The sequence below is a fragment of the Gammaproteobacteria bacterium genome (assembly GCA_016765075.1).
Classification (GTDB): domain Bacteria; phylum Pseudomonadota; class Gammaproteobacteria.
Map to the genome: position 1 here is coordinate 1 of JAESQP010000139.1, position 11,769 is coordinate 11,769.

Genomic DNA, 11,769 nt, shown 5'->3' on the forward strand with positions numbered 1-11,769 from the left:
ATTACTTTTAGGAGCATGACCATGAACGCACCAGAGCGCATATTAAGTCAGACCGCACAGGTCGATCAGGCTGCCATCAAAAATTTTCCCAACTCACGCAAAATCTATGTTGAAGGCTCACGACCCGATATTCAGGTGCCAATGCGTGAAATCAGCCTAAGCGATACCCCACTAACCGTAGGCGTTGAGCACAATCCCGCAGTCGTTGTGTATGACACATCGGGCCCTTATACCGATCCAAATGTCAAAATCGACGTGCGCAATGGCCTAGCGCCGATGCGTAATGCATGGATAGAAGAGCGTGGTGATACTGAAATACTGGAACAAATCAGTTCTGAATACGGTCGCCGCCAAGCTAAGAACCCTGACTTAGCTGCCATTCGGTTTACTGCGCAACGGCCATCACGTCGCGCCAAGGCTGGCGCCAATGTCAGTCAAATGCATTACGCCAAGCGCGGCATTATTACGCCAGAAATGGAATACGTTGCCATTCGTGAAAATCAGCGGCGCGATCAAGTCGCAGCAGTCAGCTCAGAAGTTAAAGGTGAATCGTTTGGTGCCTCAATTCCTGCCCATGTGACTCCCGAGTTTGTCCGTGATGAAGTGGCTCGTGGCCGCGCGATTATTCCACTAAACATTAATCACCCCGAAGTGGAGCCAATGATTATTGGCCGTAATTTCTTAGTGAAGATCAACGGTAATATTGGCAATTCAGCCGTGACGTCATCCATTGAAGAAGAAGTAGAAAAAATGACCTGGTCGATTCGCTGGGGTGGCGATACAGTGATGGATCTTTCTACTGGTAAGAATATTCACGAAACACGCGAATGGATATTACGTAACTCCCCCGTGCCTATTGGTACCGTGCCCATCTATCAAGCCCTGGAAAAAGTCGATGGTAAGGCCGAAGACCTGACCTGGGAATTATTCCGCGATACCTTAATCGAGCAAGCCGAACAAGGCGTCGATTACTTCACCATTCATGCAGGTGTGTTATTACGCTATGTGCCTTTAACTGCAAAGCGAATGACAGGCATAGTCTCACGTGGCGGTTCAATTATGGCCAAGTGGTGTTTAGCGCATCATAAAGAGAACTTTCTCTATACTCATTTCGAAGATATTTGTGAAATCATGAAAGCCTATGACGTGTCGTTTTCACTAGGTGATGGCTTGCGTCCCGGCTCTATTGCCGATGCCAATGATGCGGCGCAGTTTGGTGAATTAGAAACCTTGGGCGAGCTGACCAAGATTGCCTGGAAGCATGATATTCAAACCATGATTGAAGGCCCGGGTCATGTGCCGATGCATTTGATTAAAGAAAATATGGATAAGCAGTTAGAATGCTGTGATGAAGCGCCGTTTTATACACTTGGGCCGCTAACCACAGATATCGCCCCAGGTTATGACCATATTACTTCAGGCATTGGTGCAGCCATGATCGGTTGGTTTGGCACCGCTATGTTGTGTTATGTCACGCCCAAAGAACACCTTGGCTTGCCGAATAAAGATGATGTTAAAGAAGGCGTTATTACCTATAAAATTGCTGCCCATGCGGCGGACTTGGCAAAAGGCCACCCAGCCGCACAAGTGCGTGACAATGCCTTATCAAAAGCGCGTTTTGAATTTCGCTGGGAAGATCAATTTAATCTTGGTCTCGACCCAGATCGTGCGCGCGAATACCATGATGAAACCTTGCCCAAAGATTCCGCTAAAGTAGCGCACTTTTGTTCCATGTGTGGGCCACATTTTTGTTCGATGAAAATTAGCCAAGAAGTGCGTGATTATGCTAAACAAATGGGGCTCGATGACGATAAAGTGCTGGCAGAGGGAATGGCAGAAAAAGCCAAAGAATTTGAAGCAAAAGGTGCGCAGCTCTACAGCAAGGTCTAATTAATCATGGCTAAAAAAGCTAAATCAGCAAAGATCATCCCGATCAAGCCTGAAATCACCCCCGAAAATAAATGCGGCTTTTGCCAAGGTAGCAAATGTTGCAGTTATGTCACACAAGAAATTGATACACCCAAGTCGAAGAAAGATTTTGATCACCTGATGTGGGTCATATCTCACGGTGATTTAGAGATTTATAAAGACGATGACGGCTGGTACTTAATGATTCCACAGAAATGTAATCATTTACTGCCTGATGGTCGCTGTGGCACTTACGACACACGGCCACAAATTTGTCGTGACCACACTAACGATTTTTGTGAATATGACCAACCAGCAGAAGAAAGCTTCAAACTACACTTTCATAATGATAAAGAGCTCGACAAGTATTGCCGTAAACGTTTTAAAAAGTGGGACGGCCGCCACGAGCAATGGGCGAAAAAAAAGGCCAGTTAGTTTATTGCTGAACATAATTCTCCAAAATATTCGGCATACCTTATATTAAGTAACCTCCCTTGCTGGTTGTTATGAGCCTGGTTGGTTATAACAGCCTTAAAACAGCATCAACTTCATGCTAATAAACATACTGGTAAACTCATCAGTGTGAGGATAGCTCAAACACTATGCCGAAGACGCTGCCACGTATCATCGATAAATCGACTCTTGCTAAAACGCGTTTGTTTGAAATTGAGTCCTTACAACTAAAGTTCAGCAATGGCATTACCGTCGAATATGAGCGCTTGCTCAGCTCATCAGTGGGTGCCGTCTTAATCGTACCTATGCTAGATAACGATACCGTTTTACTCATTCGCGAATACAATGCCGGGGTTCATCGATATGAATTGGCCTTACCGAAAGGCGGTGTTGAGGCTGGAGAGGGTTGGCTCGACGCTGCTAATAGAGAAATAAGAGAAGAAATTGGCTATGCAGCACATTCGCTAGAGCATTTACGTACTGTCAGTATTGCACCAAGCTACCTCAGCCATGAAACACATATTGTGTTGGCACAAAACCTCTATGAGAGCCGCTTACAGGGCGATGAACCTGAAGAGATCGAAGTGATCCCCTGGAAGTTAAGCGAGATGACTAAGCTGCTCACCAGTGGTGAAATGAGTGAAGCACGTAGCATAGCTGCTTTATATATTGTGCGAGACAAATTAAAGGATATTTAGTATGTCAAATGATGAGCTGAATAGTTTATTGCCTACGGTGATAGCGATCGCCAAACATGCAGGAGAAAAAATCTTGCAGGTTTATAAGCGTGAGTTTGAGGTGACAGAAAAAGACGACAAATCACCATTGACTGAGGCTGACATGGCTGCGCATCACTGTATTGTTGACGGCTTAAAAAAACTGACACCAGAGATTCCAATTTTGTCAGAAGAATCAGCAAAAATTTCTTTTGCCGAACGCCAGTCCTGGCAACGTTATTGGTTGGTGGATCCGCTTGATGGTACGCGAGAATTTATTAAACGTAATGGCGAATTCACGGTCAATATTGCATTGATTGATAATCATGATTCTGTACTTGGCGTCATCTATGTTCCAGTACAAAATATTACTTACTATGCTACGCGTGGCAATGGTGCGTTTAAGCAGGAAGGTAGCGCAACACCTGTTAAAATTAACAGCAAAAAATGGCAAGGCGGTACGCTTAAAGTTGCCGGTAGTCGTTCACATCGTGGCGACTCACTTGATGGCATGCTGGAAAAAATTGGTGATTACGAAATAATCAGCATGGGCAGTTCCTTAAAATTATGCCTGGTTGCCGAGGGCGTCGCTCATATCTACCCACGCTTTGGACTGACATCAGAATGGGATACTGCCGCTGCGCAATGTATTGTCGAAGAGGCTGGTGGTCGTTTAACTGAAATGTCATTCGAGCCACTCAAATACAACACTAAAGAGTCATTGTTGAACCCGTGGTTTTTTGTTGCAGGCGATTTAGATATCGACTGGCGGCAATATATTCCTGATGAAGCCGCTTAGTTTTTTATTCAGAGGTTCCAATAAATAGGGGAGTATAAAGCTATACCCCCCCTTGCTATTACCAATAGGTTTAACTGCTCACTGATTCCAGGTAAGCATCCGTTGAACCTTTCACTTCTGGCCATATTTCTTCGGCAGATTCGATGTTGCCAGGCACATCTTTTAACCAAACCTTTTGAACTTTTTCATTAAGATTTAAATATAGCTTGCCATCGACTACGCGCCATGCTGTTGGGTCGACGTCGAATTTACGATGTTTGGTTAAGCCATAGGCACAAAAACCACCATATTGTGGCGCATATTTTTCAGGGTTTGCGCGAAATAAATCACGATTTTTTGCTGAAGTAAACTGATAGATTGCATCATTGTATGCTGCGGTATATCTAGCCTTGCCTTCGGTTGGTTTACTGTCGGTAAAATAGGCAACAGGATCGTAGCCACTGATTGCGGTATCGTTGTCGTTAGTGTTGATCTCCACACTCGCAGCAAATACACCGCTGCTGAGAGTGAGCAGTAGACCTGCTGTGAAGTGTTTCAATGAATTGAATGGTTTTTTCATCACGAATTCCTCTTTGGTGAATAAAATAGTAAGCCCAATAGTTTTATGCTTGATTGCATGGCTATGACTATAGCGGTATGAGAAATTGCGAGGTGTCAATTAGTCTGGTATATGATACTAAACGTCCAGAAAACCGCGTGCTGATCAAGCAGGCCGCATAGGGTTATATTAAGCATGGATAGATTGTCGGAAATATTAAATCATATGTCGATATCGACACGGGTATTTCATAGTGGGTCGATTTGTGGCGTGTTTGATTTTTCAGAGTCGCAATCGCATCATGGTTATATCCACTTAGTCAGTCGTGGTCGATTAACCTTGCAAAGACAAAATAAAGAAGCGCTTCTTATAGAAGAACCATCGCTGATATTTTACCCAAGGCCGACGACACATAGATTGGTAGCGGACGAATCAGCGGGCGCTGAGATTGTCTGCGCGACAGTCGAGATTGGTGCCGGACCCAATAACCCAATTGCGAATGCTTTACCCGAGTCGATAGTGATACCGTTATCTACTTCGGACAATCTTGCTAAGGTGACACATTGGTTATTTGAAGAGGCTTTTTTAGATTTGGATGCACGACAAGTTATGCTTGATCGGCTTGCTGAAATCATTGTGATTCAATTATTGAGACTAGCCCTGACACAGGAAGAATCGCTAGCCGGTTTGTTACGCGGTTTGGTACACCCACAGCTTGGCAAGTTAATAAAAAATATTCATCGCTCTCCGGCACGGCAATGGCGTCTCGAAGATATGGCCAAGCTCTCTTTAATGTCACGCTCTAAATTCGCCCAGACGTTTAAAGATACCTTAGGTCAAACCCCTGCTGATTACTTGTTGGAATGGCGTATTAGTCTGGCACAGACATATTTACGCAAAGGACACGCAGTAAACTTGATCGCGCATAAAGTGGGTTATCCGAATAGTTCGACATTCTCGCGAGCTTTTAAGAAAAAAACAGGGTATTCACCAACGGATTGGCATCATGCTTTTTTGACAAAAAATGAAGAGGATCGTGGCGTGGTTGAACACTTATCGAAATAAAGTGTTCAATGATTGAGGCCTTTAATTTAATGTTTCCAACGCGTCGACATATCATTACTGAACTCTTCCCACATCCCTTTTGCGGCAGCGCCAAGTTTTTTGCCGAGTTTCTTCTTTTGTTGGTAGGTAATCTCAAAGAGATCAGCAACCTTACTTTTTTCTAATAAGTAATCATCGCTGGTCATCAGCTCATCAACAAGTTTAAGCTCTAATGCTTGTTGGCCATACCAATGCTCACCTGTAGCAACTTGTTCTATATCCAGCTCTGCACGGTATTGAGTAATGCTCGATTTAAACAAATCATGGATTTCTTCCAGGTCTTGTTTTAATTTTTCCCGATCTTCGTCGGTATTTTTACCAAACATAGTTATCGTACGTTTATATTTTCCTGCGGTGATTTGTTCAAAATCGACGCCGTGTTTTTCTAATATACGATGAAAATTAGGTATTTGTGCAAGCACCCCGATCGAGCCAATAATAGCAAATGGTGCCGCAATAATTTTGTTTGCGGTGCAAGCCATAAGGTAACCACCACTTGCGGCCACCTTATCTACCGCGATAACCAGCGGTATCTCACGTTGGCGAATACGCAATAATTGTGAGGCTGCCAAGCCATGCTCATGTACCGTGCCGCCGGAGTTTTCCAGGCACAACAAGACTTCATCTTCTTTGTTGGCAACGGTGAGTAGCGCAGTGACTTCTTCGCGTAATGACGCCACCGCTGTGGCGCGAATATCACCTTTAAAATTTAATACAAAGAGACGCTGTTTGGTTTTGTCAGCGCCTTCTTTTTTCTTTATTTTGTTTTCTTTTTTATGTTCTTTATTTGTCTTTTTAAGTAATTTTTTGTCCAGAACTTCATACTCCATCAATTGACGCATGGTGTCGTATTTTTGGTTAATATTTTTTATGATAAGACGTTCAGCGGTTTTGTCGCGACGACTGAGCGAAAAAATAAGGGTTAATGCAATAACCAGAGCGATCAATAAGGTCGCCGTTTTTGCAAAGAAGAGTCCGTATTCAATTAATGCTGAAATCATTATAATTCCTAGTTTATTCTATCCAGTCGGCGATAATGTTAGATGCAGTGGTTAATTAACTAATGGTGGTAGCGTGATTGTTCGCAATTCTCGCTGATTTAAAGGCAGCCCATCACCGCCATCAAGCACATTAAAGTGCAAGGTGTCAGAATTTTGGTGGTATAGCGCCTTATAAAAAGCAGTCATCTGATGTGACAGTAAAATATCATTCTCACGGAAGCCAGCAACGTATAGTAGGCCGTTTTTATTTGGCTGTATTGTAATTACCTGTCGGCGCCTGTCATCTACTCGTATTTGAGGAGTACTCACGGTAAAGCCATAAGTTGCTTCAACTTGTGGCGCCCTTTCGATTTGATAAAGTTGTGCTTGGTTATTGATCCACCAGACCCAGCCGATGAAAGCAGCGCAGATGAAGGCGAAGGTGAGTAACAGGTAGCCAAGTGTTTTCATCGTAGCGTCAACCTCGAGGGATCGTGTTGTATCTGACAGTAAAGCGGTGTATACGAGAAATACGGGCTAGCGCTGCGTGTCCCAGCACCGGGCGCAATCAAGATATTATGGCAAGGGATTGGTGGCCAGGGACGGAATCGAACCGCCGACACGGGGATTTTCAATCCCCTGCTCTACCGACTGAGCTACCTGGCCATTTCACGTTTTTAGTTTTACAGCGCAGAATTACATTTTGGGAAATAATAGATTTTCTATCCCCTGCCTACCCTGTCGCTGCGCGACCCCGCTACCTGGCCATTATGTCAGACCAGCGCGGAGCCGAGTATTAAACGCGTTTGGGCTGTGTACGTCAAGCTGAACCAAGATGAATATGTTTATTCAGGAGCTACATAACCTTCAGGTTTAGCGCAGCCATCACCAAAAAAGAATTTTTCCATCTCTGCTTCAAGGAAGCTACGCGCCTTAGGATCAAGCGCGCTGAGACGATTTTCATTAATGAGCATGGTTTGGTGGCTTAACCATGCCTTCCAGCCTTCTATTGATACATTGTCAAAGATACGTTTGCCAAGCTCTCCAGGATAAGGGGCAGCTTTTAGACCTTCGGCTTCTTTTTTTAGGTGTACACACTGTACTGTACGGCTCATTATAGTTTTCCAAATAGTGCGTAATTTAACTGCTGCAGTAATTTGCTTACGGGTGCGGCCAAACCTAGTGATGCTGGCTGTTGGCGATTGTACCAAAGCTGAGGTGCGCCCTCCATGACTGTTTCCGAGTTACCAGTAACTTGAGCATGTATTGGCGTGACATATAAACGGTAATGAGAGAAAGTATGGCTAAATGGTATTCCATTTAAAATATTGTCTATGCCAAGGCCAAGCTGTTGCTGACACCATTGTGAAACATCAGTTTCAACATCGCATTGAGGAAAACACCATAAACCGCCCCAAATACCACTTGGTGGGCGTTGCTGTAGCAAGATCTCATTTTGCTTATTGCGCAGCAATAGCATGATGGTATGTTTTTCAGGCAAAGTACGCTTAGGTTTTTTGCCTGGGTAGAGGGTGACAGATTCTGTTTTGAAAGCAACACAGTGTTTATTCATTGGGCAGAGGTGACACAGTGGTTTGCTGCGGGTACAAACCGTTGCGCCAAGATCCATAATTGCCTGGGTATAATTAGCGACTCTTCTTGTCGGCGTTTGTTGCTCTGATATATCCCATAGCCGTTGCTCAACGGCAGATATACCCGGCCAGCCTCTTATACCAAAGCAGCGTGATAGTACGCGTTTTACGTTGCCATCAAGTATTGGCTGGCGTTGGTTTTTTGATAAGGACAAAATCGCGGCGGCGGTAGAGCGGCCAATGCCAGGTAGATTAATCCATTGTTCTAAGGTATTAGGAAGCTTAGTATCATGCTCGCGGCAGATGATTTGCGCCGTGCGATGCAGATTGCGCCCCCTAGCGTAATAACCCAACCCGCTCCAATGATGCAATACCTCGTCGATTGAGGCAGCGGCCAGTTTTTTCACACTAGGGAAGCGTACGATAAAACGCAGATAATAAGGAATAACGGTTTTGACCTGGGTCTGCTGCAACATGATCTCCGACACCCAAACATGATAGGAAGATTGTTGTTGCCACGGCAGGTCTTTGCGACCGTACTGATCGAACCAGCTAAGCAGGCGGTCGCTAAATTTAGCTTCAGCCATTTCCTGTCTAAAACAAGCTTTTAAATTTATCTTTCAGTTTATCTTCTAGCTTTTCTTTTGGTGCTTCTGTGGTTACACCAATTTCACCACTATCGTTAGCCGCGGCATTATCTTTTATGCCTAGCTTGTCGAGCAGCTTACCTTTGAGCCGGTCTTTCTCTTTATCGATTTTTTCTTTGGCTTTTTTCTTGGTTTCGTCACTAATCATGGCTTTAAAATCAGGCTTGAACTTAGGGTTGCTGAAGGTGCCACCAATTTTTACAGGTATTGTTAAGCCTTTGAGGCTGTCGAGCTCTTTACCACCTTGACCTTTCGAGGTTTCGACGATCGCAACTTCAATAAAATAATCGATTGACTCGTTAACAAGATTAGCTTTGCCGCGACCAGCAATGCGGAAAAAAGGTGACTTCATTAAAAGATCCTGGTTTTGCAGGAGACCACTTTTGATATTGGCGGTACCACTGAGTTCGGCAAAATCAGTTTGTTGCGGCTCACCATCGCTACTGGTTTTTTTGCCAGATAACGTTGCTTTCGCATCGCGAATGATCTTTGATATGTTAATGCCTTTCACTGCACCGTTAATAAAAGAAAACTGAATATCGCCATTGGCTGTTTTCTTTATTTGCTCTGGCGTCGAACCACGCATAGTCAGTTTGGCCTGAGCGTTGACAGTACCGATAATTTTGTCGTCATTCATTAAATCTTTGAGTAAGGCGCCAGCATTAACATCCTTGAGGCTCTCATTGACCGAGATGATGGGCGTGTCAAGATTGCTATTGAGCTGAATATGGCCTTGATAGCTGCCATTATAAAGCGAGGCAGTTAATGGGTGTAGTGTGATTAAGCCGCCTTTTGCGGTCAATGTGGTGGCCAGTTGAGTGAGCGTCAGTTTATTGATTTTAAGTGCGCCGACATCAAATTGCGCCTTGGCAAGCAAGGTGCGCAAGGGGTGCATCCAGCTATTATCAACCGCTCCTGGTGTAGTAGCAGGGCTGTTGCCAGTGCCAGAGGCTGGCGTATTGGCAGCAGCACTATCTTCCACAGGCGGGGGTAGGTAGCGATCGAGGTCGATGCTATCTAATTTTAGTTTAGCGTTAATCATAGGCTTGCTAAACTCAGAGATACTGAAATCACCACTTAGCTGTGTATCATCCAGTTTAACGCCGAGACTGGTTAGCGACAGTTTATTAGTGTTGCCAGAAAAATCGACGTTAAGACTTGTCTTTGCTAAAACAGTGGGGTCAGCAGTTTCTATGGTGATGCCGAGCTTTGATAGCAACTCACGTAAAGAAAATTCATCGATATCAATCTGGCCTTTAAATTGCAGCGAACTAGATAATTGGCTAGCCGTTAATTGTCCTTTGGCTTGAATACCCAAGGTAGCAAAGACGAGGTTTTGCAGTGACAAGGCATCCTTTGCCATGTCCAGGCTCAGATCACTGCTGAGCCTTACTTCCATCGCTTGCGTTGGCAACGCCGGCCCATTAAGTGTGCTAATGAAGTTGAAATCACTAATAGCAACCAGTTGATTGGCTAAATCGACGCTGGTAACGCCCTTTATGTTGATATGTCCGTCAATGATCCTAGGCTCACTATCGACATCGAAGTCAATTTTTAGCGCCACAGGTTTGCCTGGCAAGATAGTACCGACGTTTAGATCAAAGCCACTAACCGTGAATTTTTGCGGCGTCTGCTGATCATCCCAGACAATCTCTGCATCACGGATATCAATACCACCAATACTGAATGCTGAAAGGCCAGCCAGCGCATTACTATTTTCAGGCTGTGATGTTTTTTCTGTGCTGGCTCCGGTCAGGTCGGCCCAGTTACTCACGCCTTGTTTATTAACGCCAAGGTAAAGTTTGAGTCCATGCAGGGTAATGGCATCGGCTTCGATTTCTTTACGGAAAACAGGTAATAGCTTGATAGCAAATTCAGCACGATCAAGACTGGCAAACGGTTTGTCACTAAATCCCTTGGCATTGCTAAGGCTAACGTTATTAGCACTGAGCCCAATCCACGGAAAGAGTGAAATATCGAGATCACCATCAATGGTTAATTCACGACCAGTAGCGTTGTGCACCTCGGTAATGATTTTTTGTTTAAATGCGTTGGCATCGATTAAAAAATAGGCAGCAACCAGCGCGACAATGACAAGTACAATCATTATCAGGAAGGCAAAGAATAAACGCTTGATCAGGGTGCTCATAGAGGGGTTCCGTTTTTATTCTATTAAATTTTCAGTCTATATAGAGTGCGCGAGAAGTATAGCATTTGCTATTCACAGCTATGTCAGCCCCAATCAACATGGCTGCGATCGATTCACGATATAATAAGTTTTATGAGAATAAAACAAGCTAACCCCCAATTATGATGGCTCTACCTAAGGGTAAAACGTCGCAATTAGCGCTATTTTTTGATAACGATAAGCATGGTCGTGGCCAAGGTATGTTGCATTACCGCGCATTTAACCATGGTGTGCGCGTGAATCGTGCGGTATTAATGCTTGCCTATTGCTGGTTGGCCGCCGCGCTGACTGCCCTGATTCCAATCCTGCATTTTATTACCGTACCGGGGTTTTTGATTGGCGGTATTGTTTTACTTGTTCAGCAGTTACGGTCAAAAACGCATGTTGAGCGTGCAGTCGGTTTGTGTCCAGTGCATAAAACGGAAGTCGATATTCACCTCGATCATCATCAATGGCCACCTGTGTGGATGCATTGTCCACAATGTCACGCCTCTTTGCATCTGGTAGCTGATATCAGCTACCAAGAACTCGAACAGAGTCTAGAGTAAGCACCATGCGCGCGTTTATGGCCTTGTTGGTGTTAGCTATGCTGCTTTGTTCGGCAGCAGCGATGATTTTTTTGCTGCTTTATTTACTAGGCATCCTATAGATTTGCTTGGTCGCAATTGCCTTCCTGCAAAAACCGTAATTGCTCTATTATTTCTACGCCTAACGAATAATGCCCCATTCATGAGCGCACAAAAAACACTAACTTCGTCAAAATGCTGCGATTTTCCTGTAAATTATTAATAAATCACCAAGAAACCGCTAGACAAGCCAATTAATAGGGGGCAAACTCCTTCTC

12 protein-coding genes and 1 tRNA gene are annotated in these 11,769 nt (G+C 44.4%); 6 read left to right on the plus strand and 7 right to left on the minus strand.

Annotated elements, in window-relative coordinates; all coding sequences use genetic code 11:
* The first annotated feature begins 21 nt into the window (after nt 1-21).
* The 4 genes from thiC to cysQ all read left to right on the plus strand — a co-directional run bounded on the left by thiC (nt 22) and on the right by cysQ (nt 3,876).
* Nucleotides 22-1,890 carry a phosphomethylpyrimidine synthase ThiC gene (gene thiC / locus JKY90_08315; GenBank protein ID MBL4852264.1) on the plus strand — a complete coding sequence of 623 codons (1,869 nt, stop codon included), beginning with the start codon at nt 22-24 and terminating at the stop codon, nt 1,888-1,890.
* Between the two features lie 6 nt (nt 1,891-1,896).
* Complete coding sequence (locus JKY90_08320) at nt 1,897-2,343, plus strand: YkgJ family cysteine cluster protein (GenBank protein ID MBL4852265.1); 447 nt, start codon at nt 1,897-1,899, stop codon at nt 2,341-2,343.
* Nucleotides 2,344-2,510: 167 nt separating this feature from the next.
* Nucleotides 2,511-3,059: an ADP compounds hydrolase NudE gene (gene nudE / locus JKY90_08325; GenBank protein ID MBL4852266.1), complete on the plus strand. Its 549-nt coding sequence runs from the start codon at nt 2,511-2,513 to the stop codon at nt 3,057-3,059.
* A gap of 1 nt (nt 3,060) precedes the next feature.
* Nucleotides 3,061-3,876, plus strand: coding sequence for a 3'(2'),5'-bisphosphate nucleotidase CysQ (gene cysQ, locus JKY90_08330; protein ID MBL4852267.1), 816 nt, complete (start codon nt 3,061-3,063; stop codon nt 3,874-3,876).
* 70 nt (nt 3,877-3,946) lie between these two features.
* Here cysQ and JKY90_08335 read toward each other — a convergent pair whose 3' ends face one another.
* Entirely contained in the window at nt 3,947-4,435 is a 489-nt protein-coding gene (locus JKY90_08335; protein ID MBL4852268.1) for a YHS domain-containing protein, read from the minus strand.
* Between the two features lie 174 nt (nt 4,436-4,609).
* Between JKY90_08335 and JKY90_08340 the strand changes: the two genes are divergently transcribed.
* Entirely contained in the window at nt 4,610-5,479 is an 870-nt protein-coding gene (locus JKY90_08340) for an AraC family transcriptional regulator (protein ID MBL4852269.1), read from the plus strand.
* A gap of 26 nt (nt 5,480-5,505) precedes the next feature.
* Here JKY90_08340 and sohB read toward each other — a convergent pair whose 3' ends face one another.
* The 6 genes from sohB to JKY90_08370 form a co-directional block, all read right to left on the minus strand.
* Nucleotides 5,506-6,519, minus strand: coding sequence for a protease SohB (gene sohB, locus JKY90_08345; protein MBL4852270.1), 1,014 nt, complete (start codon nt 6,517-6,519; stop codon nt 5,506-5,508).
* A gap of 51 nt (nt 6,520-6,570) precedes the next feature.
* Complete coding sequence (locus JKY90_08350; protein ID MBL4852271.1) at nt 6,571-6,969, minus strand: hypothetical protein; 399 nt, start codon at nt 6,967-6,969, stop codon at nt 6,571-6,573.
* 119 nt (nt 6,970-7,088) lie between these two features.
* Nucleotides 7,089-7,164 (minus strand) — tRNA-Phe (locus JKY90_08355).
* A 179-nt stretch (nt 7,165-7,343) separates the two neighbouring features.
* Nucleotides 7,344-7,613, minus strand: a complete 270-nt coding sequence (locus JKY90_08360) for an oxidative damage protection protein (GenBank protein MBL4852272.1) — start codon at nt 7,611-7,613, stop codon at nt 7,344-7,346.
* The gene (mutY, locus tag JKY90_08365; GenBank protein ID MBL4852273.1) at nt 7,613-8,677 is read right to left on the minus strand and encodes an A/G-specific adenine glycosylase; all 1,065 of its coding nucleotides are present in this window, start codon (nt 8,675-8,677) and stop codon (nt 7,613-7,615) included. Before mutY ends, JKY90_08360 begins: the two co-directional genes overlap by 1 nt.
* A 7-nt stretch (nt 8,678-8,684) precedes the next feature.
* Nucleotides 8,685-10,886: an AsmA family protein gene (locus tag JKY90_08370; protein ID MBL4852274.1), complete on the minus strand. Its 2,202-nt coding sequence runs from the start codon at nt 10,884-10,886 to the stop codon at nt 8,685-8,687.
* Nucleotides 10,887-11,047: 161 nt separating this feature from the next.
* Between JKY90_08370 and JKY90_08375 the strand changes: the two genes are divergently transcribed.
* Nucleotides 11,048-11,473 (plus strand): hypothetical protein, encoded by a 426-nt coding sequence (locus JKY90_08375; protein ID MBL4852275.1) that lies wholly within the window; start codon nt 11,048-11,050, stop codon nt 11,471-11,473.
* Nucleotides 11,474-11,769 lie beyond the last annotated feature (296 nt).

Bases quoted from the DNA above. Each gene is read 5' to 3' on its own strand.
- thiC (MBL4852264.1), top strand. From the start codon at position 22: ATGAACGCACCAGAGCGCATATTAAGTCAGACCGCACAGGTCGATCAG.
- JKY90_08360 (MBL4852272.1), bottom strand. From the start codon at position 7,613: ATGAGCCGTACAGTACAGTGTGTACACCTAAAAAAAGAAGCCGAAGGT.
- JKY90_08370 (MBL4852274.1), bottom strand. From the start codon at position 10,886: ATGAGCACCCTGATCAAGCGTTTATTCTTTGCCTTCCTGATAATGATT.
- JKY90_08350 (MBL4852271.1), bottom strand. From the start codon at position 6,969: ATGAAAACACTTGGCTACCTGTTACTCACCTTCGCCTTCATCTGCGCT.
- JKY90_08320 (MBL4852265.1), top strand. From the start codon at position 1,897: ATGGCTAAAAAAGCTAAATCAGCAAAGATCATCCCGATCAAGCCTGAA.
- JKY90_08335 (MBL4852268.1), bottom strand. From the start codon at position 4,435: ATGAAAAAACCATTCAATTCATTGAAACACTTCACAGCAGGTCTACTG.
- mutY (MBL4852273.1), bottom strand. From the start codon at position 8,677: ATGGCTGAAGCTAAATTTAGCGACCGCCTGCTTAGCTGGTTCGATCAG.
- sohB (MBL4852270.1), bottom strand. From the start codon at position 6,519: ATGATTTCAGCATTAATTGAATACGGACTCTTCTTTGCAAAAACGGCG.
- nudE (MBL4852266.1), top strand. From the start codon at position 2,511: ATGCCGAAGACGCTGCCACGTATCATCGATAAATCGACTCTTGCTAAA.
- JKY90_08340 (MBL4852269.1), top strand. From the start codon at position 4,610: ATGGATAGATTGTCGGAAATATTAAATCATATGTCGATATCGACACGG.
- JKY90_08375 (MBL4852275.1), top strand. From the start codon at position 11,048: ATGATGGCTCTACCTAAGGGTAAAACGTCGCAATTAGCGCTATTTTTT.
- cysQ (MBL4852267.1), top strand. From the start codon at position 3,061: ATGTCAAATGATGAGCTGAATAGTTTATTGCCTACGGTGATAGCGATC.